This window comes from Nonomuraea sp. NPDC050783 (genome assembly GCF_040802095.1).
In the GTDB taxonomy this organism is placed as follows: domain Bacteria; phylum Actinomycetota; class Actinomycetes; order Streptosporangiales; family Streptosporangiaceae; genus Nonomuraea.
On record NZ_JBFAHK010000005.1, the window covers coordinates 551,787 to 576,295 of the forward strand.

Sequence of the window (24,509 nt, forward strand, 5' to 3'; positions counted from 1 at the left end):
GCTCCCGCTCCGCACCAGAGCACGCTCGCTCTAGGTGACGAGCGACCAGGGATCTATCATTTGGTCACAAAACGTTCCATTGGCTGGGAGACAGACGGCATGGCTGGTCAGAGCGGTGAAGGCGGCCTGTGGTTCGCCGTGCTCGGTCCTGTCCGCGCGTGGCGAGACGGCCGGGAACTCGACCTGGGCACCCCGCTGCAGCGGTCCATCCTCGGGATGCTGCTGCTGCGCGAGGGCCGCGCGGTCACGCCCAACGAGATGATCGACGCCGTCTGGGGCGAGGACGCGCCGCCGCGCGCCCTGGGCGCGCTGCGCACCTACGTCTCCCGCCTGCGCACCGTCCTCGAACCCGGCCGCCCCGCCCGCTCCCGCCCCGAGCTGCTGACCTCCATCGGCCGCGGCTACGCGCTGCGCCTGCCGGACGACACCCTCGACCTGACCCGCTTCGAGCGCGGCGTCGCCGCCGCCGAGGCCGCGCGCCGGGCCGGCCGCCCGCGCGAGGCCGCCGAGGGCCTGCGGGCCGCGCTCACCCTGTTCGAGGGCGAGCCGCTGGCCGGCACCGTCGGCCCGTACGCCGAGCACCAGCGCGACCGCCTCGCCGAGCGCCGCCTCAGCGTCGTCGAGACCCTGATGGACGTCGACCTGGAGCTCGGCGACCACGCCTCGATCGTCTCCGAGCTGATCGCGCTGACCGCCGACCACCCGCTGCGCGAGCGCCTGCGCGCCCAGCTCATGCTGGCCCTCTACCGCTGCGGCCGGCAGGGCGACGCGCTCAACGTCTTCACCGAGACCCGCGAGGCCCTGATCGAGGAGCTGGGCATCGAGCCCGGCCCCGAGCTGACCGCCCTCCACCAGCGCATCCTCGCCGCCGACCCGGCCCTCACGCCGGCGGCCGGCGCCGCCCCCTGCGACGACGAGCCGGCGAGCGAGCCCGAGGCGGACGAGCCGCCCCAGGCTCGCGAGCTGCCCAGGCCCGCCCAGCTCCCGGCCGCCGTCACCGACTTCACCGGCCGCAAGGAGCCGGCCGGCCGCCTGCGCACGCTGCTGTCGACCGGCTCCGCCGAGGGCGTGCCGCTGGTGGCGATCTCCGGCATCGGCGGCGTGGGCAAGACCGCCCTCGCCGTGCACGTCGCGCACCAGGTCGAGGAGTCCTTCCCCGACGGCCAGCTCTACGCCGACCTGCGCGGCTACGCCGACGGCAGCACCGCGCCGGAGTCCGCGCTCGGCGGCTTCCTGCGCGCCCTCGGCATCCCGCCGGACGTCATCCCCGACGGCCTGGCCGAGCGTGCCGCGCTCTACCGCTCGATCCTGGCCGAGCGCCGCATCCTGGTGCTGCTCGACAACGCCCGCGACGCCGCGCAGGTCAGCCCGCTGCTGCCCGGCTCCCCCGGCTGCGCCGCGATCGTGACCAGCCGGGTCAAGCTGGCCGACCTGCCGGCCGCCCGGCTGGTGGACCTCGACGTGATGGAGCCGGACGAGGCCCTGTCGCTGTTCTCCGCCGTGGCCGGGCCCGAGCGGGTGGCCGCCGAGCACGGCGCCGCCATGGACGTGGTCGCGGCCTGCGGCTTCCTGCCGCTCGCGGTGCGCATCGTGGCCGCCCGGCTGGCCGCCCGCCCGTCCTGGACGGTCGCCTCGCTGGTGCCCCGCCTGGCCGACGAGCAGCGCCGCCTGGACGAGATGCGGGTCGGCGACCTCGCCGTCGAGGCCACCTTCGCGCTCGGCTACGGCCAGCTCACCGCCGGGCAGGCCCGCGCGTTCCGGCTGCTGTCGCTGCCGGACGGGCCCGACATCTCCTCCGGGGCGGCGGCGGCCGTGCTGGCGCTGGGCGAGCGCGCGGCCGAGGAGCTGCTGGAGTCGCTGGTGGACGCCAGCCTGCTGGAGGCCCCCGGCCCCGGCCGCTACCGCTTCCACGACCTGCTCAAGCTGTTCGCCCGCCGCGAGCTGGACAAGGCCGAGCGGCCCGAGGCCCGCGAGCTGGCGCTGCGCCGGCTGCTCGGCTTCTACCTGGCCTCCGCCCAGTCCGCCCACCGGCTGGCCTACGAGGGCAGCGCGATCGCCGACAACCTCGTGGTGGTCGGCGAGGGGCGCGCGTTCACCTCGGTCGACGAGGCCGTGGCCTGGCTGATCGCCGAGGGCGACTCGTTGTTCGCGGCGGTCGGCCAGGCCGCCGCCTCCGCCCGCGCCGGCGAGCAGCTGCTGCCCGCGGGCGACCTGCTGGTGGCGATGGAGCCGCTGCTGGAGTCCGGCACCCACACCCGCGAGTTCGACCAGGGCACCCGGGCGGTGCTGGCCGCCGCGCTGCGGCTCGGCGACCACGGCAGCGAGCTGCGCTCCCGCTACGTGCTGGGCCGGGTGCTGTTCGCCGCCAACCGGCTGCGGGAGGCGGAGGAGCAGTTCCGGCGGGTGCACGAGCTGTCGGCCGAGCGCGGCGAGAAGGTCGTCACCGGCGAGGTGCTCAACGCCCTGGCCGTGGTCGTCGGCCGGCAGCGCCGCCACGCCGAGGCGCTGGCGCTGTTCGACGCGGCCATGAGCTGGTACCGGGAGAACGGCGTGCCGGCCGGCGAGGCGCTGGTGCTCAGCTACTCCGCCCGCGAGCACCTGGGGCTCGGCCGCCCCGAGGACGCCATCGCCGCGGCCGAGCGCGGCCTGGCCATCTTCACCGAGCTGGGCAGCGGCGCCGGCACCGCCCGCGCCCGCTACCACCTCGGCATCGTCCTGTCCCGGGTCGGCCGGCTCACCGAAGCCGTCCACCACCACGCCGAGTGCCTGGCCTTCTTCCGGGCCAGCAACCAGCGGGTCTGGGAGCAGCGGGTGTGCTCGCGCCTGGCGGAGACCTTCATCGCCGCCGAGCGTTACCCGGAGGCCGTCCGCCACGCCGAGCAGGCCCTGGTCGTCTCCCGTGACATCGGCCATCCCTACGGCGAGGCGCTGTCGCTGACCGTGCTCGGCAAGGCCCTGCACGGCCTCGGCAGCACCTCCAGGAGCCTCGGCTGCTTATGGCAGGCGTTCGACATCTTCTCCAGGCTCGGCGCCCCCGAGGCCGGTGACCTCAAGCTCCTCCTGGACACCGTCCCCGACGCCGCTCCCGCCCCCGGGGCCGTCGTCGAGGCCTGAGTACAGCTCGTCGTCCAGACGTGTCATCCACACATGGTTGATCAAGGCTGTCCTCGGCATTCGCGATCCACGACCACATCGCCCGTGCTCGGCTGGTGATCAGCCCGGCCGGTCGTCCTCGCCGTCACGCGTCGCTAGGGGGCCCGGTCATCGGGATGCTCCGCGTGCCGGCTAGCCGCCTCACTGTCGGACGACCGGCCGGACCTGACACGGCCCTCGAACCCCCCAGGTCCGTGTCCTGGGTCACACTCTTCACCCGGGCTGTCAACGTCCGATCAACGCCGGATCAAAGCGGCCGGTCAGAGCAGGAAGTACCCCTCGGCTATCAGGGGGCGGACGGCGTCGGTGTCGGGCATCTCGCCCTGGCCGACCAGCTCGGCGATCACGTTGAGCAGCGGGCCGAGCGCCAGCTCGCCGTCGCACACGCCGGCCAGCGCGGCCTCCACCGTGCCGACCTCCCTGCTGCGCCGCAGGCCCTGCGTCTGGCGCAGCACGATGCGGATGGGGTCCTCGGCGCCGGGCAGGCCGACGCGCTCGTCGAGCAGGCCCTCGGCGGTGCGCAGCCGCGCCGCGTCGAGGCCGGAGGCCCGGTGGGCGGCGGCGATGGAGTCGAGGACCCCGTCGACGTAGTCGCCGACCGGAAGCGCCACCCGGTGGTCGAGGTGCTCGACGCGGACGACCGGGTCGAGGGTGCCGGAGGCGCGCAGGGTGATCCAGCCGAAGCCGATGCCCTCGACCTTGTGCTCGTCGAACCAGGCCAGCCAGCGGTCGTACAGCTCGGTGTAGCGGGCGGTGCCCTGCTGGGCGGCGTCCTTGAGCCACAGCTCGACGTACTCGGCCGGGTCCTGGACGTCGCGCTGCACCACCCAGCCGTCGCAGCCGGTCTCGCGCAGCCAGCCGCCCACCCGGTCGTGCCAGTCCTCGCCCTCGACGTGCAGCCAGTTGGCCAGGAAGTGGGCCTGGCCGCCGGGGTTGAGGTGATCGGGCGTACGGCGGACGAGGTCACGGCAGAAGGCGTCGCCGGCCTCGCCCGACTCGCGGTAGGTCAGCTTCCCCGCGCTGCCGGGGGCGATGACGAACGGCGGGTTGCTCACGACCAGGTCGAACCGCTCGCCGGCGACCGGCTCGTACATCGAGCCCGCCCGCGTCTCCACGCCCTCGATCCCCGACAGCGCCCAGCTCAGCCGGGCCAGCTCCAGGGCGCGCGGGTTGAGGTCGGTGGCGACGACGCGCTCGGCCCGGTCGTGCAGGTGCAGCACCTGGACGCCGCAGCCGGTGCCGAGGTCGAGCGCGCTGCCCACGGGGCGGCGGGTGACCAGCTGCGCCAGGTTGGCCGAGGCCCCGCCGGCCCCCACGACGTGGTCGGGCCGCAGCGGCGGGTCGCCGGGGCGCACCTTGCGGTCGGAGACCAGGTAGCCGCCGGTCTCCCAGGGCTGCAGGTGGACCGTCGCCCTGACCTCGCCGGCGCCGGCGTCCTCGACCAGGCCCGAGTCCAGGACCTCCGGCGCGAGGGCGGCGGCCGGGACGGGCACGCCGAGCCACCACAGCCTGATCAGCGAGCCCAGGGAGTCGCCGTCGGCGGTCGCCCGCAGGGCGGGGACCAGCTCCTCGCGGGCCAGGGCCGAGGCGGCCATGCTGCCGAGCCGCTCGCGTACGCCGTCGATCGTGTAGTCGGTCTCCAGGAGGTGATGGCGCAGTCGTTCCACCGGTCCATCTTTTCACCGCCGGCGCTCGCACATGATCTGATACCGACAGTGCCCATACTGTTACTTAAATCCCCAAGTGAACTGCAAGCGGGGGATAAGCGAGACACGGTATCTCTAGGTGTGCACGGTACGTCACCCTTGGAGTGGACCCATGCTGATTCCCTGCTTGGCCTGTGAGTCCCGCTTCGGGCCCGACGAGTACTTCAACGCCTGCTCCGACTACAACCGCGGCCTCGACCTGGTGTCCTGGACGTGCCCGCGCTGCGGCAACCGGGACGACCTGCGGGTGCTGCCCGGGGAGCTGGGCTTCGGCTACCCGCACGGGGGGCGTTTCGCCGTGCACGACCGGGTGCGCGTGCCCGGGTTGCGCCGGCATCGGGGTGATCTGCGGCTGGACATCTCCTTGGACCGCTCCAGTTGGCGCGTTCCCTCCAGGCTGCGCCAGCTCGCCTGACAGGCAGCCCGCCTGGCAGGCCCGCCGCTGCCGCCCGCCTCGCGGCTCAGGCCGGCTCGGCGAGCGGGGCGGCCGGCACGGCGCCGTCGTCGCCGCGCAGCACCCGCTCGATGCCGGTCACCAGCGCCTCGGCCAGCTCCTCGCGGGACTCGCCGGTGGCCTCGCCGAGCCGCGGCGTCAGCACCACGTTCGGCAGCCGGATCAGCGGATGGGACGGATCCAGCCACTCCCCCTCGAAGTGATCGAGCCCCGCGCCGCCCACCTGTCCCAGGCGCAACGCCTCCACCAGGGCCGTCAGGTCATGGAGCGCGCCACGCGAGGTGTTGAGATAGATCGCGCCGGGCCGCATCGCGCCGAACTCGGCGTAGCCGAACAGGCCGCGGGTCTCGGCGGTGAGCGGCACGTGCAGCGAGACCACGTCCGACTCGCCGAGCAGCGCGGCCAGGGTGTGGGTGGCCTCGGGCACCCGCGGGTCGCAGGCGATCACCCGCATGCCGAGGCCCTGGCAGCGCCAGCGCATGGCGCTGCCGGTGCGGCCGAGCCCGACGATGCCGAGCGTGCGGCCGGTGAGCCGGCGCCCGCGGTGGCGCTGGGCGGGCGGCACCCTGCCGTGGTAGGGGCGGCCGTTGCGCACCTCCCTGTCGGCGGTGACGATGTGCCTGCTGACCGCGAACATCAGCGCCAGCGTCAGCTCGGCCACCGCGTCCGGGTCGCGGCCGTGGGCGTGCAGGACGGGAACGCCGCGTTCGGCGGCCAGCGCCAGGTCGACGCTCGTGGGCTGGCCCATGACGGCCACGACGTCGAGGTCGAGGTCGAGGACCGAGGCGCGGACCTGGTCCCCGTCGGTGACGAGCACGGTGGCACCGGTCGCGACCACCAGGTCGGCCAGTTGCTCGTCGTTGAATCCGAGGCTCGGGCGTGCGGGAACCTCGGTGAGATCGGTCACCGCTGCCAGGCGGGCGAGCACGCTCTCCGGCAGGGCCGGCAGCACCAGAGCCCGAGGTCGCTTCACATTACGGACAATAACACCACAGACCGTACTCAGTTCATCGCTCCCCGCGCTGGCATCAGGAGCCTTCAGGCAACGCCCTTGTCGCTTCAGGGGGCTGGCGCCCGGGCGCCCGATCCGCTCGCGGGCCTCACTCGGCCGGCTGGCGGAGGCTGTGCCAGGCGGCCTGGCCGAGCCCCTTGATCTCGTCCTCGGTCGGCGTGTGGGCCCCCGCGAACCACAACCGGCACATCTCCTGCGCGGGCCCCAGCCACAACACGTAGCACATGGTGGGGTGGACCGGCTGGAGCAGGCCGTTCTTCATGTGCGGGCGCCACCAGTCGGAGACCTGGCGGAAGAACGCCCGCCGGGCCTCGGCCACCTCGGCGCCGCCCGGCTCGTGCTTGCGCGGCGGCCGCTCGCTGATCAGCAGCCTGGCCCGCTCCGGGTGCTCCCCCGCCCACCGCATGTGGAAGGCCACCACGGCCTCGATGCCGGCGCGCGCGTCCTGGTGGGGCGTCAGCTCGGCGAGGAAGGCCGCCTGGTAGGCGTCGAGGATCTCGGCGTACAGGACGCCGAAGACGTGTTCCTTGCTGGCGAAGTGGTGGTAGAAACTGCCGACGCTGACGCCGCTCTCCTCGCGGAGGCTGGCCAGCGTCGTGGCCGACACGCCGTCCTGGCTGAAACGGCGGAGGGCGCCCTCGATGATGCGGGTTCGGCCGTCGCGCCCGTTCTTGACACTCTTCACACTGTCAATGGTGTGGCAACAGAACCTTGTTCCGCAAATAGGTCGGCGTTATTGATCATAGCGGTCACTTCAACAGATCCGCGACAGACCCGCATCTCGGCGTCCGGCCACATCCTCCTGACGAGCCGCAGCACCCGCCGGTTCTCGCCCATGACGTCCATGCCGACGGTCCGCGCGCCCCGGACGGCGGCCCTGAGCAGCAGCACTCCGATCAGCCGCCGGCCCAGGCCGCGACCCTGCCACCGGTCGGTCACGACCACGGCGATCTCGACGTCCGTGCCGTCGCCCCGGTAGCTCATGGCGTGCCCGACGATCTCGCCGTCCGCCGTCGTGGCGACCAGCGCGTCACGCTGCTCGTCCACCACGAGCAGGGCCCTGACCAGGCTCGCCGCCGGGGTGGTGTAGCCGGTGAAGAAGCGCAGGGTCCGCGTGTGCAGGGTCAGCCCGCACAGGAAGTGCCGGACCCGCTCCTCGTCGGCGGGACGCGCGGGCCGGATCTGGGTTCCTTGCATGGACTCAGCATGCTCGCGGCACCTGAGTCTGTCAATCGAACTCAGGTATAATGCAAAGATGAACCTTCCCTTCCGGGTGGACAACTGCTCGATCGAGCGCACCCTGGACATCGTCGGGGAGAAGTGGACGTTCCTGGTGCTGCGCGAGGCGTTCAGCGGCGTACGGCGCTTCGCCGACATGCAGGCCGTCACCGGCGCCCCCCGCCAGGTGCTCAGCGCCCGCCTGGCCCGGCTGGTCGAGGAGGGGCTGCTGCGCAAGGAGCCCTACCGCGAGCCCGGCCAGCGGCAGCGCGACGAATACCGCCTCACCGACAAGGGCCGCGACCTCTATCCGCTGCTGGTCGCGCTCATGCACTGGGGCGACAAATACCTCGCGGACGAGGAGGGCCCGCCCGTACTGCTCACCCACCGCGACTGCGGCGCCCCCATCGAGCTGCGCTTCCGCTGCACGGAGGGCCACGAGGTGGCCGGCCCGCGCGAGGTGACCCCCCTGCCGGGCGGCGGCGCGCGGGCCAGGAGCGCCTGACCTGGCGAGGCGCGTGCGGGGGCACCGGTCCCGGTGCCTACCCTGGAGAGCGTGTACCGGTTCCTGCTGACGCCCCGATGGCTGGCGCTCCACCTGGTGGTGCTGCTCGTCATCCCCGCCTTCGTCTTCCTCGGGCGCTGGCAGTACGGGCGGTTCGAGGAGCGCTCGGCCAACAGCGAGCGGGTCACCGCCAACATCGAGGCCGCGCCGGTGCCGCTGGAGCGGCTGGCCGCGCCCGGCACGCGGGTCCGCGCCGACGACCGGTTCCGCCGGGTCACCGTGTCCGGCAGCTACGACCAGGCGCACGCCGTCGTCGTCCGGCGCCGGCCGCAGGAGGGCCGCCCCGGCTTCTACGTCCTGACCCCGCTCGTCACGGGAAGCGGCACGGCCGTGCTGGTCAACCGGGGCTGGGTCCCGGCCGGCGCGACCGCCGACACCCCGCCCGACGTCCCCGCGCCGCCCGCCGGGCAGGTAACTGTCACCGGACGGCTACGGCCCAACGAGACCGAGGAGTCCGCCGGCATCCGCGAGGTCTCCGGCCTGCCGCCCGGCCAGGTGCTGCTGATCAACGCCGACACGCTGGGCGGGCGGATGCCGTACCGGCTGGTGGGCGGGTACGTCGAGCTGATCTCCCAGCAGCCGGCCACCACCCCGGCGCCCGCGCCGGTCCCCGAGCCCGACGTCGGCGCCGGCGGCGGGCTCAACCTGGCCTACGCCTTCCAGTGGTGGCTGTTCATCGGCATCGCGATCGGCGGCTGGGTCCTGCTCGTCCGGCGCGAGGCGGCCGAGGGCCGGGCCGGGGAACGGCCCGGCGCGCCCGCCGGGGCCGAGGAGGCCCGCACCCCCGCGACGTAAGGTGATGGCGTGCTGCGCCACATCGAGTTCGCCAACCTCTGCAACTTCCGTGACGTGGGCGGGTACGCCACCACGGACGGCCGCGCCGTGCGGTGGCGGCGCGTCTACCGTGCCGACTCGCTCGGCCTGCTCGACGGCGACGACCTGCCCGCCTTCCGCGCGCTGCGCGTGCGTACCATCATCGACCTGCGCCACCCGTTCGAGATCGAGAGGTGGGGGCGGGTCCCGGAGAGCGAGGGGCAGCTCTACCACAACCTGCCGATCGAGGGCCGCCGCTGGAACGTGTCCGCCTTCAGCGAGGAGCTGGGCGTGGCCCGCTACCTCGCCGACCGCTACCTGGAGGTCAGCGAGGACGGCGTCGCCAACCTCAGGACCGCCCTGGAGACCATCGCCGACCCGCGCAACGCCCCGGTGGTGATCCACTGCGCGGCGGGCAAGGACCGCACCGGCGTGCTGATCGCGCTGGTGCTGTCGCTGGCGGGGGTGAGCGAGGACGACGTCGTGGCCGACTACGCCCTCACCGGCCTGGCCACCGAGCGCTTCATCGGCGACTGGCTGAAGCGCCATCCCGACGCGGACATGTGGCCGGGGTTCGGCCTGGCCCCGGCCGAGGCCATGCGCCTGTTCCTGACCGAGCTGGCGGCCCGGCACGGCTCGGTGGAGCGCTACGTCACGCGGGCCGTCGGCCTGCCCCCCGCCGCGATCGACGACCTGCGCCGTCACCTGCTGACCGACTGACCGGCCGACTGACCGGCCGAGGAGTCATGACTGAGGAGGGGCACGCGGGGTAGTAGCGCGCCGCGGGGCTCGCGTGAGCGGCACCCTCATCGCGGGCGAGCCCCGAATGCCCGGGATCGCCCGTCATCCCCCTCCCGGCGATCCCGGGTTCGCGCCGCGCGCGACGCCCCGTCGGATATCCAACGGATACGTCGCAGCTTGTTCGACGTTATCCGGCCGTCGTACGGTTACCTGCGTGACTACGCCGCTGCTCCCCGACCCCGAACCCCGGCGGCGCGACTACGTGATCATCTCAGCCGACGATCACCTGATCGAGCCCCCCGACCTCTTCGACGACAGGCTGCCGGAGAAGTACGCCGACGTCGCGCCCAAGGTCGTGGAGACGGAGGCGGGTCACCAGGTGTGGCGCTACGGCGGCGCCACCTACCCGTGCGCCGGCATCGACGTGGGGGCGGGCCTGCCGCGCGAGCAGTGGACGCTCGACCCGGTCCGCTTCGAGCACATGCGCCCCGGCTGCCACGACATCGAGGCCCGCGTCCAGGACATGGACGCGGCCGGCATCTGGGCCGCGCTGTGCTTCCCCGGCATGCTGGCCCAGCAGGCGGGCATGCCGTTCGCCCGCACCCGCGACCAGGAGCTGGGCCTGGCCCTGGTCCGGGCGTGGAACGACTGGCACATCGACGTGTGGGCGGGCACCTACCCCGAGCGCGTCATCGGCCTGCAGCTCCCCTGGCTGCCCGATCCCGACGTGGCCGCCAAGGAGATCCGGGCCAACGCCGCGCGCGGCTTCAAGGCCGTGGTCTTCCCCGAGTTCCCCAACCGGATGCGGCTGCCGTCCATCCACAGCGGCCACTGGGACCCGTTCTTCGCCGCCTGCGAGGAGACCGGCACCGTCGTGTGCCTGCACACCAGCGACTCCTCCTGGTCGCCCGTGCCCTCCCCCGACACCCCCATCGAGGCGATCACCACGCTGATGCCGGCCACGGCCATGTTCGCCTGCGCCGACTGGCTGTGGTCGGGGCTGCCGCTGCGCTTCCCCTCGCTGCGCATCCTCATCGTCGAGGGCGGCGTGGGCTGGCTGCCCATGCTGGCCGAGCGCGCCGACTACGCCCTCGACCACCCGGTGGCCGGCGAGGCGGCCTGGGACGGCGGGCTGAAGCCGAGCGAGGTGCTGCGCCGCAACTTCTTCTTCGGCACGCTCGACGACCACGCGCTGTCGGGCGTGCGGCTCGCGGTCGGCCTCGACCACGTGTTGCAGGAGAGCGGCTACCCGCACTCCGACTCGACCTGGCCCGACACCCAGAAGGCCGTGGCCCGCAACCTCGGCCCGCTGCCGCCCGCCGACATCGCCCGGGTGGCCTACGGCAACGCGGCCCGCCTGTTCGGGCACCCGCTGCCGTCGCGGGCCTGGCTGCGCATGGAGGAGATCTAGACGCCGTCCATGCGGCCCTGGATGACGCGGCGCTCGTGCTCGACGTAGCGGCCGCTCTCGCCGAGCAGCGAGGCGGCCAGCCAGAGGAGCACGCCGAAGTCGTCGGCCACGCCGATCAGGGTGAGGAAGTCGGGGACGAGGTCGATCGGGGAGACGATGTAGAGCACGCCGAGGGCGATGAGGCCGAGCCGGCCCTTGCCCATGCCCGCGTACTCGCCGCGCATCACCGCGCGGACCATCCGCGGGACGGCGCGTACCCTGGTCATCACACCCGGCGACCCAGGCTTGGTCACCTCGCGGTACGTGCGCCACGCCGCCGCTGCCCGTGCTGCCTTAGCCATCATGGAAAACCCCCTACCCCCGGTTTTTCACGATATAACGCGTCGCGGGGGTGAGAGGTTCCTGGCGATCAGCCCAGCGCGCCGTGCTCGAAGGGCCGCGCCCGCTCGACCTGGGCCGCCACCCGCACCAGCAGATCCTCCCGGCCGTAGGCCGCGACGAGCTGCACGCCGACCGGCAGCCCGGCGGCCGTGCGGTGCAGCGGCAGGGAGACGGCGGGCTGGCCGGTGGCGTTGACCGGCGAGGTGAAGGCCACCGCGTGCCCCGTCCGGTCGAGGGCGAGGCCGAGGTCGTCGGGCGGGATCCAGCCGAGCGGGAACGGCGCCACGCCCAGCGACGGCATCAGCAGCAGGTCGTGCCCCGCGCTCCACCAGGCGGCCATGCGGCGGCGGAAGGCGTCGATCCACTGCGCGGAGCGGAGGTGCTGGGCCGCGGTGCGCGTGCGCGCGGCGCTCACCATGACGGCGTTGCGCGGCTCCAGCTCGTCCAGCTCGACCGGCTTGCCGCGGCTCTCGCCCAGCTCGTCCACCAGGGCGGCCAGGTGCTCGGCCACGATCGCGCCGAAGTGGCCGGGGAAGGCGGGGTCGGCGAGCGCGCCGGGTCCGCCGGGCGACACCTCGTGGCCCAGCGACTCCAGCAGCTCCGCCGCGGCCGTGACGGCCCGCGCGAGCTCCGGGTCCGCCGGCACGTCACCCCTCGGATGGGCGGTGAGGAAGCCGACGCGTAACCGGCCCGGCTCCCGGCCGGTCTCGGCGGCCAGCGGGCCGGGCAGCGGGGGCGCGTCGTAGGGGTCGCCCGGGTGGTGCCCGGCGACCACGTCGAGCGCGGCGGCGGTGTCGCGGACGGTCCTGGTGACGAACCCCGCGCACGAGAAGCCGCTCCAGCCCTCTCCCAGGGCCGGGCCGAGGCTCACCCTGCCCCGCGACGGTTTGAGCCCCACGAGGCCGCACAGGGACGCAGGGACGCGGATGGAGCCGCCCCCGTCGCTCGCGGTGGCCAGCGCCACCATGCCCGCGGCCACGGCCGCCGCCGAGCCGCCGCTGGAGCCGCCCGCCGAGTACGCCGGGTCGTAGGGGTTGCGGGTCGGCCCGAACGCGGCCGGCTCGGTGGTGATCGTGCTGCCGAACTCGGGGGTGTTCGTCCGCCCGAGGATGACGAACCCGGCCTCGCGCAGCCGCCGCACGCCATAGCCGTCCTCGCGCACCGGGCCGCCCTCGCGCACCGCCGAGCCCGCCGCGTACGGCTCGCCCGCCTGCCGCCAGCCCAGGTCCTTGAGCAGGATCGGCACCCCGGCGAAAGGCGCCTGCCGCGGCAGGCCGTCCAGCTCGGCCAGCGCCCGCTCGAAGCGGGGGAAGACCACCGCGTTGAGCTCGCCGTCGCGGGCCTCTATGGCGGCGATCGCGGCCTCGGCCAGCTCGCGCGGCGAGACCTCGCCGTCGCGGACCGCCCGCGCCTGGCCGACCGCGTCCAGCCTCAGTAAGTCATGCACGGGCCGCCGCCTCCTCGGCCCTGGGCGACAGGTCGCGTACGGCCTGCTCGATGGGGACCTCGCCGCCCGGGATGGGGGCGAGGACGGGGGTGGTCAGGCCGTTGTCCACGTACTGGCGGATCCTGGCCCGGCAGGTCGCCGCGTCGCCGTGCACGATCAGGTCGTCGACCACCTCGTCGGGGATGGCCTTGAGCGCCGCCTGGCGGTCGCCGGCCGCCCACGCCTCGTGCATCGGGCGCAGCACCTCGCTGCGGCCCAGCCAGTCGTGGAAGGCGGCGTAAACGGGGACGGTCAGGTAGCCGGCGAGCATCCTGCGGGCCAGCTCGCGCACCTTGTCGGTGTCCTCGCTGACGCACACGAACAGGCGGGCGATCAGCTCGGTGTCCTGGCCGATCTCGGCCCGCACCCTGCGGACGTCCTCGGGCGAGAGCCAGTTGGTGATCGCGCCGTCGGCCTCCTCGGCGGCCAGGCGCAGCATGCGGGGGCGCAGCGCGGCCAGCACGACGCGCGGCGGGGTCTTCGGGGCGCGCTCCAGCCTGAATCCCTTGATCTCGAACGTCTCGTACGTCTCGGTGACCTTCTCCCCGGCCAGCGCCTTCTTGAGGAAGCGCAGGGTGTCGCGGGTGCGGGCGTAGGGCTTGGTGAACGAGCCGGCGTTCCAGCGCTCGACGATCGCCGGCGAGGAGGCGCCGATGCCCAGCACGAACCGGCCGGGCGCGAGGTCGGCGAGCGTGGCCGCGGACATGGCCAGCAGCCCGGGGCCGCGCGTGGAGACGGGCACGATGGCGCTGCCCAGCCTGACCTCGGGGGCCCACTCGGCGGCGAGGGCCAGCGGCGTGAACCCGTCCACCCCGTTGACCTCGGCCGACCAGGCGTCGGTGTAGCCGAGCGCGGGCAGCTCGGCGATCAGCTCCCGGGACCTCGCGAGCGAGCGGTCGTAGAAGGGGATGGTCATGCCCCAGTTCTGCGTCATCGGCCAGCCTCCAGAACTTTGTTCGCTGGGACGACCATACCAACCGGGCGGTATGTAGCCCTAGGCCCGTAGCTCGTGCACGGCCGCGATGAAGTCGCGCGTGATCCCCCGCAGCCCCGGCAGGTGCGACAGCCCGACCAGCCGGTCCACCAGCGGCACCGTCACCTCGATCAGCCGGTACGTACGCGCGCACCCCGGCGAGGTGTCGTGCACCCAGAACAGCACCATCCCCATGGACAGCAGCCACAGCAGCTCCGGCAGCTCCTCGCGCAGCTCGGCGTTCATCCGGTCGGCCGACCCCTCGACGACCTCCCGGTAGAGCGCGATGGACGCCTCGCGGGCGGGCGAGGACTGCTTGCTGAAGGGGCTCAGCGGATTGGTGGGCTCGGCCGCGTGCTTGAAGAACTTCACGGCGAACTCGTGGTACGGCTCGGAAACGCGGACCCATTCGCGCAGCACCCCGCTCAGCCTGGCCGCGAACGACGTCTCGCCGGCCAGGAACTCCCTGCAGGCCGCCTCGTGCTCGGCCTGGGCGCGGTCGTAATACGCCTGGATCAACGCCTCCTTGCTGTCGAAGTAGTAGTAGGCGTTGCCCACGGACACCCCGGCCTCGGCGGCGATGGCGCGCATCGTGGTCCTGTCGAAGCCGCGCTCCCTGAACAGTCGCAAGGCCGTCTCGACGATGACCTCTCGGGTGCTCTCCGCTCCTCGGTTTCGGGCTTCGGACACGTTCGTCACTTTACGTCGTGAAACACGGTTCAGTCATGAAGGCGCACGGTGATCACCGCCACAGGGCAAAGTTGCCTCTGCGATGCGAGTTATCTCCGGTGAATGGTGGGATTGTCGTTTGTGGCGGAAGGGCTATTTCCGCGAAAAAGGCATCGACATGTGGATACGTGGAACAGTGCGGCTCAGCGTGGTCGCGCTCCTCGGCATTGAGATCACCATAATCGCGCTGGCCCCAGCCGCCACAGCCACTTCCCGCCCCGATGGGAAGCCGGTCACGAGCGGCGGGATCGGGGCCGGACCCCGCCACGGGACGCCCCAGCGGGAGCACGCCGCCTTCCTGGTGGCGCCGGCGGAGGCGGAGGCGTCCCGCGCGCGCCGCCCGGCCCTGGACGGTCTCATGCTTCTCCAGGAGCCACTGGAGGCGCTGAGCGGCCTGCTGCCGTACGGGGGCCTCACAGGACCTGCGAGCCCGGTGAGCCTCGTCCAGGACGCCTCGGGGACGCCGGAGCGCCCCCGCGCGGAGAGCGACGACACCGTCGTCCACTCGGGCAACCGCGCCGTGATCGGCGGCCGCCCGCTGAGGGCCGGCACCGTGCTCGACGGCCGCCCGCTGAGGGGCGGCGCCACACTCGACGGCCGCCCGCTCAAGGGCGGCACCGCGCTCGACGGCCGCCCGCTCAAGGGCGGCACCGCGCTCGACGGCCGCCCGCTCAAGGGCGGCACCGTGCTCGACGGCCACGCACTGAGGAGCCGCGCCGCCGTCCAGGCGCTGCGCAGCCCCATCCGCACCGGTGTGGTGCGGATGCCCAGGTTCCGCCCGCCGATCGTGCACAGCCGCGCCCGCGTGCTCGGCGTCCACGCCCGGGTGGACCTCACCCGCGTGCTGCCCCGCCAGGCGGCCATGCGCGTGTCCCACGTCACCGCGGACGGCTGGCTGCGGAACGCGGGCCTGCGGACCAGATCGACCGGCCACTGCACCAGCAAGCGCCAGCACCACTGCACCTCGCTGGACAAGGTGCGCACCGGCACGGTCGCCAGGATCATCCAGCTCAAGCGGGACAGCCACTGCCCCATCATGGTCACCGGCGGCACCGAGGAGGGCCACGCGCCGGGCCGCTACAGCCACGGCAACGGCTACAAGCTGGACATCAGCCACAACACCTGCATCGACCGCTACATCACCCGCAACCACCGGAAGGCGGGCGTCCGCGGCGACGGGTCACGCCTCTACCGGTCGGCCTCCGGCACCACGTTCGCCGACGAGGTCGACCACTGGGACATCCTGTTCCGGTGACGGGCGCCTGAGGACGCGCGAGAACGCCGGAGCGGGCGCCGCACCCGTGCGACGCCCGCTCAGGACCGACGGCCGTCCTACAGCTCGGCGGCGACCAGTTCGGCGATCTCCGCCGCGTTGAGCGCAGCGCCCTTGCGCAGGTTGTCGCCGCACACGAACAGGTCGAGCGTGTTGGGGAAGTCGATCGCCTGGCGGATCCGGCCGACGTACGTCGGGTCGGTGCCCACCACGTCGAGCGGCGTCGGGTAGACGCCCTTCGCCGGGTCGTCCATGAGCACCACCGTCGGCGCCGCCTCCAGGACGCGGTGCGCGTCGGCGACCGTGATCTCGCGCTCGAAGCGCGCGTGCACGGCCAGCGAGTGCGTGGTGATCACCGGCACCCGGACGCAGGTCGCCGAGACCTTCAGGTCGGGGATGCCGAGGATCTTGCGGGACTCGTTGCGGAGCTTGAGCTCCTCGGAGGCCCAGCCGTCGTCCTTGAGCGAGCCGGCCCACGGCACCACGTTGAACGCGATCGGCGCCGGGAACGGTGACTCCTCGGGCAGCTTGTCGGCCAGGACCTTGCGCACGTCGCCGGCCGTCTGGCCGATCGCGCGGTCACCGGCCAGCGCCTCGACCTCGTCGTACAGGCGGGCCGTGCCGGCCACCCCCGCGCCGGAGACCGCCTGGTAGGAGGCGACGACCAGCTCGGTGAGGGTGTACTCGGCGTGCAGCGCGCCCATGGCCGCCATCATCGACAGCGTCGTGCAGTTGGGCGTGGAGATGATGTTGCGCGGCCGGTTGCGGGCGTCGGCCGGGTTGACCTCGGGCACCACCAGCGGCACGTCGGGGTCCATCCGGAACGTGCCGGACTTGTCGATGGCGATCGCGCCCCGCTCGGCCGCGACCGGCACCCACACGGCCGCCACGTCGTCGGGGACGTCGAAGATGGCGATGTCGATGCCGTCGAACACCTCGGGCGCGAGTGCCTGCACGACGACGTCCTCGCCGCGCACCCGCAGCGTCCGGCCGGCCGAGCGCGGGGAGGCGACGAGGCGGATCTCGCCCCAGATGTCCGCGCGGGTCGACACGATGTCACGCATGACGGTGCCCACGGCGCCGGTCGCGCCGATCAGGGCCAGGTTGGGCCTGCTCATCGTCCACTACCTCCATACACCACGGCTTCGACCTGGTCGGCGTCGAGATCGAAGGCGCGGTGGGCGGCCGCCACGGCCGCGTCCACGCCGTCCTGCCCGACCACCACTGAGATGCGGATCTCGGACGTCGAGATCATCTCGATGTTGACCCCCGCGTCGGCGAGGGCCGCGAAGAACGTCGCCGTGACGCCGGGGTGCGAGCGCATGCCCGCGCCGATCAGCGACACCTTCCCGATCTGGTCGTCGAAGAGCAGCGACTCGTAACCGATGCGGGCCTGGATCTTCTTCAGCGCCGCCAGGGCCGTCTGCGCGTCGGCCGTGGGCAGCGTGAAGGAGATGTCCGTGCGGCCGGTGGCCGCGGCCGAGACGTTCTGCACGATCATGTCGATGTTGATCTCGGCGTCGGCCAGCGTTTTGAAGATCGAGGCAGCCTCGCCGACCTTGTCGGGCACCCCGACAACAGTGATCTTGGCCTCGCTCCGGTCGTGCGCGACGCCGGAGATGATCGGCTGCTCCATCTCGGTTCCTTCGGTGTAAGGGTCGGAGACGACCCACGTGCCTTCCTTCGTGCTGAACGAGCTGCGGACGTGGATCGGCAGGTCGAAGCGGCGCGCGTACTCGACGCACCGCAGGTGCAGGATCTTCGCGCCGCAGGCGGCCATCTCCATCATCTCGTCGTAGGAGATCCTGGGGATCTTGCGCGCCGGGGGCACGATGCGCGGGTCGGCGGTGAAGACGCCGTCCACGTCGGTGTAGATCTCGCAGACGTCGGCCTCCAGGGCCGCCGCGAGCGCCACCGCCGTCGTGTCGGAGCCGCCCCGGCCCAGCGTGGTGATGTCCTTGGTGTCCTGCGACACGCCCTGGAAGCCGGCCACGATCGCGATGTTGCCCTGGGCGACCGCCTCCTGGATGCGGCCCGGCGTCACGTCGATGATGCGCGCCTTGCCGTGGGTGGAGTCGGTGATCACCCCGGCCTGCGAGCCGGTGAACGAGCGGGCCTGGTGGCCGAGGTTGGCGATCGCCATCGCCAGCAGGGCCATCGAGATGCGCTCGCCCGAGGTCAGCAGCATGTCGAGCTCGCGGCCCGGAGGCAGCGGCGACACCTGCTCGGCCAGGTCGAGCAGCTCGTCGGTCGTGTCGCCCATCGCGGAGACGATCACGACCACGTCGTTGCCGGCTTTTTTCGTCGCGACGATCCGCTGCGCGACCCGCTTGATGCAGGACGCGTCGGCGACGGACGAACCACCGTACTTTTGCACAACGAGCGCCACGAGAGTCTCCCGGTCTGGACTGTGAGCTGCCAGTCTACTTGGGTCGTCTCATGCGCCTGCTGGGCCATACCACTATGTGGGACCACGCAGGCCCCCACCGTGCGCGGCCCTCACACCACGGTGGCCTCCCCGGCGACGTCGAGGGTGGTCTCCTCGGCGACGTCGAGCCGCGAGTGCGCGGCCAGCGCCTGCAACGCCCGCATCGCGGCGCCCGCGTGGTTGCCCCAGGTGTTGAAGTACGAGTACTGCCACCACCACAGCGCCTCGCCCGGCCGGCCCGCGCGGTAGTGCCGCAGGCCGTGGATGAGGTCGGCGGCGACGGCGGTCAGGTCGTCGGACAGCCGGTAGGGGGTGACGGCCGTGTCCTTGTAGGGGTCGAACACCTCGGCGTAGTCGTCGACCGGGCCCAGCCGCTCGGCCAGCGCCGTGCGGACGCCGTCGATGTCGGGGTCCTCGCTCATCGGCGGCTCGTAGTTGCCGTCGAGGATGACGTCCCTGTTGGCGCCCAGCTTGGCGCCCGCGAGGCACACCTGGGCCACCTCGACCAGCAGCAGCGACCAGATGGCGTCGCCGCCCTCGCCGCCGGCGACCCTGGTCAGGCCGTCCACGTAGTCCTGCGCGTGCCTGGAGATCTCTTCGGCGAGCGCGCTCCACTCGTCAGACATCCAGCAGCCTCCGTCCTTCGAACGCCCGGCCCAGCGTCACCTCGTCGGCGTACTCCAGATCACCGCCGACGGGCAGGCCGCTGGCCAGCCGTGTCACTTTGATGCCCATCGGCTTGACCAGACGGGCGAGGTAGGTAGCCGTCGCCTCACCCTCGAGGTTGGGGTCGGTGGCGAGGATGAGCTCGGTGACCCGGCCGTCGGCCAGGCGGGTCATGAGCTCGCGGATGCGCAGGTCGTCGGGGCCGATGCCGTCGATCGGGCTGATCGCGCCGCCGAGCACGTGGTAGGTGCCGCGGAACTCGCGCGTCTTCTCGATCGCCACGACGTCCTTCGGCTCCTCGACCACGCAGATCACGTGCGTGTCCCGCCGCGCGTCGCGGCAGATGCGGCACTCCTCCTCGGAGGCCACGTTGCCGCACACCCGGCAGAAGCGGGTTTTCTCCTTGACCTCCAGCAGCGCGTGCGCCAGCCGCTTGACGTCGGCCGGATCGGCCGCCAGCAGGTGGAACGCGATCCGCTGCGCGCTCTTGGGACCGACCCCGGGCAGCATGCCCAGCTCGTCGATCAGGTTTTGGACGACCCCCTCGTACATGCCTAGAACCCTGGCAACTGTCCGAGGCCGCCGCCACCCAGCCCCTGAGCCAGCGGGCCGAGCTTCTCCTGCTGCAGGTCGGCCGCGGCGCGCACCGCGGCGCGGACCGCCGCGATCACCAAGTCGGCGATCGTGTCGGCGGTCTCCTGCGGATCGCCGGCGTCGATCACGCCGGGATCGATCTTCAGCTCCAGCAGCTCGCCCGAGCCGTTGACGACGGCCGTCACCAGGCCGCCGCCCGATGAGCCCTCGATCTGCGCGTCGTTGAGCTCCTGCTGGGCGCTCACGAGCTGCTGCTGCATGAGCTGGGCCTGCTCCAGCAGCTGCTGCAGGTTGACATCCCCTGGGTTCACCGTCGTGCGCTCCTCGTGGCTCCGCGTGCTTGACTGCCACGAGCCTACGGTGTTTGGGCGGCGACATGCACTGGGGGGACGCCCCATGTTTCGTCACCGGCCGTCCTCCGGCCTCGCGTGAGGCGCACAGGACCCGTGCGTCCCGCCCTCGCTGCCCTGTGGAACCGATGTCATACCTGCCGTGGGTGTGAATGGTGAGGCTCTGGCCGGGTCTCGGCCCCCCTCCAGTGTCCGAGACCCGGCCAACACGCCGGCGGAGCGGCCGCACCACGCCGACGTGTTGGACCAGAACACTAGGTGAACCAACGTTGCACACACGTTGCGCTCATTCAAACACCCTGCGCAATCCCCCGAACAGGTTGCGCAGATCGGCCGCAAGGCGGATGCTCTAGGTGACTACTTGGAGTGACCGATGAGTTACGCCCCTCACGACGCGTACTCCCGTCTGCTACGCGGAGCACACGAAGCCGCGGCCACCGGCCGGGTCTGGCCCGCCCACCCCCGCGGCGTCATCCGGGCCTCCTGGCAGCGCTCGCTGGACGCCGGGTTCGACCCCGAGGCGAGGAGCGCGCCCCTCGTCTACGACCTGTCCCGCCTCGACGACGTCCGCAGCGCCCACCCGCTGCACCCGCTGCTGCCCCTGCTCGCCGGCACCCTCTCCGGCCTGGCCGACCACCTCATGATCATCACGGACGGCCGGGGCCGGGTGCTGTGGCGCGAGGGCGGCAACACGATCCTGCGCCGCGCCGACCAGGTCGGCCTGGCCGACGGGCACGAATGGGACGAGCGTGTGGTCGGCACCAACGGCATCGGCACCGCCCTCGCCACCGGGCGTCCCGTGCACGTCTACTCGGAGGAGCACCTCATGCGGGTGCTGCACGTCTGGTCGTGCAGCGCGGCCCCCATCACCGACCCCGACACCGGGCGGGTCGTCGGATGCGTCGACGTCAGCGACACCGCCCGCACCCTCCATCCGGCCACCCTCGCCCTCGTCGGCGCGGCGGCCAAGCTCGCCGAGAGCCGGCTCGCGCTGCACATGCACGAGCGCGACGAGCGGCTGCGGCGGCGCTACGAGGCGCTGCGCGCGCGGCCCGGCGTCCTGCTCTCCCCCACCGGCCGGGTCATCAGCGGCGACCCCGGCGGGCGCCTCGGCGAGCGCGTCCCCCTCGGCGACCCCACCGCCCCGCACCACGACGTCACCACCGCCGAGCCCCTGGCCGAGCGGCGCGTGGTCCTGGGCGACGGCACCGTGGCCGTGCTGGAGCCCTTCTCCGAGGGCTATCTGCTCCGCGCCCTCCCGGCCGCCGCGCCGCCCGCCCTCACCCTGTCGTTCCTCGGCGAGGGCCTCCCGTCGATCTCCCTCGGCGACCACGAGCGCCCCGTGTCGCTGCGCCACGCCGAGATCCTGGCCCTGCTCGCGCTGCACCCGCACGGGCTGACGGCCGAGCAGCTCTCGTTCCACGTCTACGGCGACGACGGCAACCCCGTCACGATCCGGGCCGAGATCCACCGGCTGCGCGGCCAGCTCGGCAAGGCCATCTGCGCCAAGCCGTACCGGCTGGCCTGCCCGGTCGAGGCCGACTTCCTCGCCGTGCGCCGCTGCCTGGCCGCCAAGGACGCGGCGGCGCTGGCCGGCGCCTACAAGGGCCCGCTGCTGCCCCGCTCGGAGTCACCGGAGATCCGCCGCGAACGCGACGAGCTGGAAGCCCAGGTACGCGCCTGCCTGCTGCGCCACGGCTCCCCCGAGCACCTGTGGTCGTACGCGCAGACCTTCAGCGGCCGCGACGACTACGAGATCCTGGAACGCCTGGCCGCCCTCCACCCGACCGACACCCGCGCCGCCGCCGCCCGCACCCGCCTCCTCCTCTGACCTGCCCGGCTGACCCACCCGGCCGTCGGCGGCCCCGCGCGCCCTCGTGCGGCCGCGCGCGGTCTCGCGGGTCTCGGGTCAGGTGTGGTCGATCTCGTCGATGACGCGCGCGCCCAGCTCGCGTTCCAGCAGGGCCATGCCGGTGACCGCGTCCACGTCGGCGTCCGCGTCGTTGAGCGGATCGACCTCATCGTTCTCCGGCCCCTTGACGCGCCCGGGAACGGCGTCCGGCCAGGCGGCGGCACCGCCGCTCCGGGGGGATGGCGACCGGGGACCGGCCTGCGCGGCTGCCCGCGCCGCCGAACGGGCCGCGGCCAGACCCGCGCCGGGAAGGGAGCCGACGGCCACGGCCCTCGTCGGGTCGGGGGACGGCGGCAGGCCCGGCCCAGGGTCGTCGGGGGCGTCGGGCCAGGACTCGTCGGTGGTCGGGCGCGCCGCCGGCACCGACGGCGCCAGGGACGCCGTGGGGGCCGCCGGAGGCTGCCCAGGGTCCTGGGCCCCCTGTCCTTGGTCGTCGTGGGAGCCGCCGTGCGAGGACGTACGCCCCTGGGGCCCCGGCACGCCGCTCTGCCGCACCCCGGGGGCCGGGCTCTGGGTGCCCTGGACCGCGGCGGGAGCGGCGTACGACGGGGGCTGCGCGGCGGGCCGCCCCCGCCCGGACGGCGGCGGTGGCGGCGCGTTGCCGACGACGGCCTCCACCCGCCAGGTCCCGCCGAGCACGTCGCCCAGCGCGGCGGCCACGACGGCGTCCTTGCCGCCGCCCGTGAAGTTCTTCATCGCGCCGACCTGGCTGAACCCGAGCGTGACGATGTTGCCTTCCACGCCCACCACCTGGGCGTTGGTGCTCACGTTCGCCCAGACCACGATGCTGCGCTGCTTGAGCGCCGCCAGCACGGCTGGCCACTGCTGCTGCATGGCCGCGGCACCGGCCCCCGACTGCATCCCGCCGCCTGCGGGAGCCGCCGGAGCGGACGCGGGCACGGACGTGGGCGCGGACGTGGGCATGGACGCGGACGTAGGCGTGGGAGCGGGCGCGCCGGGCCTGGCCGGCTCGGGCCAGTCGTCCGCACCGGCGGACACGGCCGCGGCGACCTGCGCCCCGGAGCCGGAACCGGAACCGGAGCCGGTGGACGCGACGTCCTGTCCCTGTCCCTGTCCCTCGGCCCCGCCGCCGTCCGACGGCACCGCGGCGACGACGCTCTCCGACGCCTGCCCCTGCGCCCCGGCGTCACCCACAGAACCCGCGCCACCGACGGAACCCGGGCCACCGACGGGACCGGCACCACCGACAGGGCCGGCCCCACCCACGGAACCAGCGGCACCCACGGGACCGGCGGCACCCACGGGACCCGCGGCACCGGCAACGGCGGAGCCGGTGGCGAGGCGCGCGGAGGCGTCGCCCGGCCGCGGGATCACGACCCCACCGGCGACCCCGCCCCCGCCCGCACCGGCACTCGCCACAGCGGCACCCGGCACACCAGCACCCGGAGCACCGGCACCCGGCACACCGGCGCCCGGGGCGGCCGCGCGGGCGGCCATCGCGGCGACGGTGCCGCTGCGCTCCAGGCGCTCGACCCGGGCGAGCAGCGCCGCCTCGCCCTGCGCCGCCCCGGGCAGCAGCACCCGGGCGCACATCAGCTCCAGCAGCAGCCGCGGCGAGGTCGCCCCGCGCATCTCGGTCAGCCCGGCGTTGAACACCTCGGCCGCCCGCGTCAGCTCGGCGGGCCCCATCGACGTGGCCTGCTGCACCAGCCGCTCCAGCTCGTCGGCGGGCCGGTCGAGCAGGCCGCTGGTGGCCGCCTCGGGGACGTTCGCCAGGATCACCAGGTCGCGGAAGCGTTCGAGCAGGTCGGAGGCGAAGCGGCGCGGATCGTGGCCGCCCTCGACGACCCGGTTGACGGCCTGGAACACCCTGCCCCCGTCGCGCGCGGCGAAGGCGTTGACCATCTCGTCGAGCAGGTCGCCGTCGGTGTAGCCGAGCAGCGAGACGGCCTTGGCGTACGTGATGCCGTCCTCCTCGGCCCCGGCGAGGAGCTGGTCGAGGATGGACAGCGAGTCACGCGCGGAGCCGGCCCCGGCGCGCACGACCAGGGGCAGCGCGGCCGGTTCGAACGGGACGTTCTCGGAGGTGAGGATCTCCTCCATCAGCCCGCGGAGCGTCGTGGGCGGCATCAGCCGGAACGGGTAGTGGTGCGTACGCGACTTGATCGTGCCGATGACCTTCTCGGGCTCGGTCGTCGCGAAGATGAACTTCAGGTGCGGCGGCGGCTCCTCGACGAGCTTCAGCAGCGCGTTGAACCCTTCGCGGGTCACCATGTGCGCCTCGTCGATGATGTAGATCTTGTAGCGCGCCGAGACGGGGGCGAAGAACGCCCGCTCGCGAAGGTCGCGCGCGTCGTCCACACCGCCGTGGGACGCGGCGTCGATCTCGATGACGTCGAGGTGTCCTGGGCCGGTGGGCGCGAGGGCCACGCAGGACTCGCAGACGCCGCACGGGTCGGGGGTGGGGCCCTGCTCGCAGTTGAGCGAGCGCGCCAGGATGCGGGCGCTGGAGGTCTTGCCGCATCCGCGGGGGCCGCTGAAGAGGTAGGCGTGGTTGATGCGGTTCATCCGCAGCGCCTGCCGCAGCGGGTCGGTGACGTGTTCCTGACCCTTGACCTCGGCGAAGGTCCCGGGCCGGTACTTGCGGTAAAGCGCAAGGCTCATGCGACCTCCAACCCGCGAG

22 protein-coding genes are annotated in these 24,509 nt (G+C 73.3%); 8 read left to right on the forward strand and 14 right to left on the reverse strand.

The features are described 5' to 3' along the window. The first annotated feature begins 99 nt into the window (after positions 1-99). Positions 100-3,114 (forward strand): BTAD domain-containing putative transcriptional regulator, encoded by a 3,015-nt coding sequence (locus AB0H75_RS17175; RefSeq protein WP_367797009.1) that lies wholly within the window; start codon positions 100-102, stop codon positions 3,112-3,114. Between the two features lie 299 nt (positions 3,115-3,413). Here AB0H75_RS17175 and AB0H75_RS17180 read toward each other — a convergent pair whose 3' ends face one another. Then, positions 3,414-4,820, reverse strand: a complete 1,407-nt coding sequence (locus tag AB0H75_RS17180) for a methyltransferase (RefSeq protein WP_367797011.1) — start codon at positions 4,818-4,820, stop codon at positions 3,414-3,416. Positions 4,821-4,986: 166 nt separating this feature from the next. Between AB0H75_RS17180 and AB0H75_RS17185 the strand changes: the two genes are divergently transcribed. Further along, positions 4,987-5,274: a hypothetical protein gene (locus AB0H75_RS17185; protein ID WP_367797013.1), complete on the forward strand. Its 288-nt coding sequence runs from the start codon at positions 4,987-4,989 to the stop codon at positions 5,272-5,274. A gap of 46 nt (positions 5,275-5,320) precedes the next feature. On the opposite strand, the gene AB0H75_RS17190 is transcribed toward AB0H75_RS17185, so the two are convergent. The 3 genes from AB0H75_RS17190 to AB0H75_RS17200 all read right to left on the reverse strand — a co-directional run bounded on the left by AB0H75_RS17190 (position 5,321) and on the right by AB0H75_RS17200 (position 7,522). Beyond that, positions 5,321-6,286 carry a 2-hydroxyacid dehydrogenase gene (locus AB0H75_RS17190; RefSeq protein ID WP_367797015.1) on the reverse strand — a complete coding sequence of 322 codons (966 nt, stop codon included), beginning with the start codon at positions 6,284-6,286 and terminating at the stop codon, positions 5,321-5,323. Between the two features lie 127 nt (positions 6,287-6,413). After that, complete coding sequence (locus AB0H75_RS17195) at positions 6,414-7,010, reverse strand: TetR/AcrR family transcriptional regulator (RefSeq protein WP_367797017.1); 597 nt, start codon at positions 7,008-7,010, stop codon at positions 6,414-6,416. After that, positions 7,007-7,522: an N-acetyltransferase family protein gene (locus tag AB0H75_RS17200; protein ID WP_367797019.1), complete on the reverse strand. Its 516-nt coding sequence runs from the start codon at positions 7,520-7,522 to the stop codon at positions 7,007-7,009. The genes AB0H75_RS17195 and AB0H75_RS17200 overlap by 4 nt, the downstream gene beginning before the upstream one ends. A 58-nt stretch (positions 7,523-7,580) precedes the next feature. On the opposite strand from AB0H75_RS17200, the gene AB0H75_RS17205 reads away from it, so the two are divergent. The 4 genes from AB0H75_RS17205 to AB0H75_RS17220 all read left to right on the forward strand — a co-directional run bounded on the left by AB0H75_RS17205 (position 7,581) and on the right by AB0H75_RS17220 (position 11,073). After that, positions 7,581-8,048, forward strand: coding sequence for a winged helix-turn-helix transcriptional regulator (locus AB0H75_RS17205; RefSeq protein WP_367797020.1), 468 nt, complete (start codon positions 7,581-7,583; stop codon positions 8,046-8,048). A gap of 51 nt (positions 8,049-8,099) precedes the next feature. Further along, positions 8,100-8,903 carry an SURF1 family protein gene (locus AB0H75_RS17210; protein WP_367797022.1) on the forward strand — a complete coding sequence of 268 codons (804 nt, stop codon included), beginning with the start codon at positions 8,100-8,102 and terminating at the stop codon, positions 8,901-8,903. A gap of 9 nt (positions 8,904-8,912) precedes the next feature. Continuing rightward, positions 8,913-9,641 carry a tyrosine-protein phosphatase gene (locus tag AB0H75_RS17215; protein WP_367797024.1) on the forward strand — a complete coding sequence of 243 codons (729 nt, stop codon included), beginning with the start codon at positions 8,913-8,915 and terminating at the stop codon, positions 9,639-9,641. Positions 9,642-9,876: 235 nt separating this feature from the next. Beyond that, positions 9,877-11,073, forward strand: a complete 1,197-nt coding sequence (locus AB0H75_RS17220) for an amidohydrolase family protein (RefSeq protein WP_367797026.1) — start codon at positions 9,877-9,879, stop codon at positions 11,071-11,073. On the opposite strand, the gene AB0H75_RS17225 is transcribed toward AB0H75_RS17220, so the two are convergent. From AB0H75_RS17225 to AB0H75_RS17240, 4 genes are all read right to left on the reverse strand, one after another. Beyond that, a complete protein-coding gene (locus AB0H75_RS17225; protein WP_367797027.1) occupies positions 11,070-11,339 on the reverse strand; it encodes a YkvA family protein in 270 nt (89 codons plus the stop codon). The two genes, AB0H75_RS17220 and AB0H75_RS17225, sit on opposite strands and share 4 nt — an antisense overlap. 143 nt (positions 11,340-11,482) lie before the next feature. Beyond that, a complete protein-coding gene (locus tag AB0H75_RS17230; protein WP_367797029.1) occupies positions 11,483-12,901 on the reverse strand; it encodes an amidase in 1,419 nt (472 codons plus the stop codon). Continuing rightward, positions 12,894-13,874 carry an LLM class F420-dependent oxidoreductase gene (locus AB0H75_RS17235; RefSeq protein ID WP_367797031.1) on the reverse strand — a complete coding sequence of 327 codons (981 nt, stop codon included), beginning with the start codon at positions 13,872-13,874 and terminating at the stop codon, positions 12,894-12,896. Before AB0H75_RS17235 ends, AB0H75_RS17230 begins: the two co-directional genes overlap by 8 nt. Before the next feature lie 60 nt (positions 13,875-13,934). Continuing rightward, positions 13,935-14,603 carry a TetR family transcriptional regulator gene (locus AB0H75_RS17240; RefSeq protein WP_367797033.1) on the reverse strand — a complete coding sequence of 223 codons (669 nt, stop codon included), beginning with the start codon at positions 14,601-14,603 and terminating at the stop codon, positions 13,935-13,937. A 397-nt stretch (positions 14,604-15,000) separates the two neighbouring features. On the opposite strand from AB0H75_RS17240, the gene AB0H75_RS17245 reads away from it, so the two are divergent. Next, entirely contained in the window at positions 15,001-15,897 is an 897-nt protein-coding gene (locus AB0H75_RS17245) for a hypothetical protein (RefSeq protein WP_367797035.1), read from the forward strand. Positions 15,898-15,974: 77 nt separating this feature from the next. On the opposite strand, the gene AB0H75_RS17250 is transcribed toward AB0H75_RS17245, so the two are convergent. From AB0H75_RS17250 to AB0H75_RS17270, 5 genes are all read right to left on the reverse strand, one after another. Next, the gene (locus AB0H75_RS17250) at positions 15,975-17,033 is read right to left on the reverse strand and encodes an aspartate-semialdehyde dehydrogenase (RefSeq protein ID WP_367797037.1); all 1,059 of its coding nucleotides are present in this window, start codon (positions 17,031-17,033) and stop codon (positions 15,975-15,977) included. Beyond that, complete coding sequence (locus AB0H75_RS17255; RefSeq protein ID WP_367797038.1) at positions 17,030-18,304, reverse strand: aspartate kinase; 1,275 nt, start codon at positions 18,302-18,304, stop codon at positions 17,030-17,032. Before AB0H75_RS17255 ends, AB0H75_RS17250 begins: the two co-directional genes overlap by 4 nt. Before the next feature lie 110 nt (positions 18,305-18,414). Beyond that, a complete protein-coding gene (locus AB0H75_RS17260; protein ID WP_367797040.1) occupies positions 18,415-18,969 on the reverse strand; it encodes a DUF5063 domain-containing protein in 555 nt (184 codons plus the stop codon). Next, positions 18,962-19,561, reverse strand: coding sequence for a recombination mediator RecR (recR, locus tag AB0H75_RS17265; protein ID WP_367797041.1), 600 nt, complete (start codon positions 19,559-19,561; stop codon positions 18,962-18,964). Before recR ends, AB0H75_RS17260 begins: the two co-directional genes overlap by 8 nt. Before the next feature lie 2 nt (positions 19,562-19,563). Continuing rightward, positions 19,564-19,914, reverse strand: a complete 351-nt coding sequence (locus AB0H75_RS17270; protein WP_367797043.1) for a YbaB/EbfC family nucleoid-associated protein — start codon at positions 19,912-19,914, stop codon at positions 19,564-19,566. A gap of 412 nt (positions 19,915-20,326) precedes the next feature. On the opposite strand from AB0H75_RS17270, the gene AB0H75_RS17275 reads away from it, so the two are divergent. Next, the gene (locus tag AB0H75_RS17275) at positions 20,327-21,784 is read left to right on the forward strand and encodes a GAF domain-containing protein (RefSeq protein ID WP_367797045.1); all 1,458 of its coding nucleotides are present in this window, start codon (positions 20,327-20,329) and stop codon (positions 21,782-21,784) included. A 78-nt stretch (positions 21,785-21,862) separates the two neighbouring features. Here the strand turns inward: AB0H75_RS17275 and AB0H75_RS17280 are convergent, their stop codons facing one another. After that, entirely contained in the window at positions 21,863-24,490 is a 2,628-nt protein-coding gene (locus AB0H75_RS17280; protein ID WP_367797047.1) for a DNA polymerase III subunit gamma and tau, read from the reverse strand. Positions 24,491-24,509: the final 19 nt, after the last annotated feature.

Excerpts from the sequence above, each read along its gene's own strand:
- AB0H75_RS17175 (WP_367797009.1), top strand. The coding sequence starts at position 100 with ATGGCTGGTCAGAGCGGTGAAGGCGGCCTGTGGTTCGCCGTGCTCGGT.
- AB0H75_RS17200 (WP_367797019.1), bottom strand. The coding sequence starts at position 7,522 with ATGCAAGGAACCCAGATCCGGCCCGCGCGTCCCGCCGACGAGGAGCGG.
- AB0H75_RS17205 (WP_367797020.1), top strand. The coding sequence starts at position 7,581 with ATGAACCTTCCCTTCCGGGTGGACAACTGCTCGATCGAGCGCACCCTG.
- AB0H75_RS17225 (WP_367797027.1), bottom strand. The coding sequence starts at position 11,339 with ATGACCAGGGTACGCGCCGTCCCGCGGATGGTCCGCGCGGTGATGCGC.
- AB0H75_RS17235 (WP_367797031.1), bottom strand. The coding sequence starts at position 13,874 with ATGACGCAGAACTGGGGCATGACCATCCCCTTCTACGACCGCTCGCTC.
- AB0H75_RS17245 (WP_367797035.1), top strand. The coding sequence starts at position 15,001 with ATGCTTCTCCAGGAGCCACTGGAGGCGCTGAGCGGCCTGCTGCCGTAC.
- AB0H75_RS17250 (WP_367797037.1), bottom strand. The coding sequence starts at position 17,033 with ATGAGCAGGCCCAACCTGGCCCTGATCGGCGCGACCGGCGCCGTGGGC.
- AB0H75_RS17260 (WP_367797040.1), bottom strand. The coding sequence starts at position 18,969 with ATGTCTGACGAGTGGAGCGCGCTCGCCGAAGAGATCTCCAGGCACGCG.
- recR (WP_367797041.1), bottom strand. The coding sequence starts at position 19,561 with ATGTACGAGGGGGTCGTCCAAAACCTGATCGACGAGCTGGGCATGCTG.
- AB0H75_RS17275 (WP_367797045.1), top strand. The coding sequence starts at position 20,327 with ATGAGTTACGCCCCTCACGACGCGTACTCCCGTCTGCTACGCGGAGCA.
- AB0H75_RS17280 (WP_367797047.1), bottom strand. The coding sequence starts at position 24,490 with ATGAGCCTTGCGCTTTACCGCAAGTACCGGCCCGGGACCTTCGCCGAG.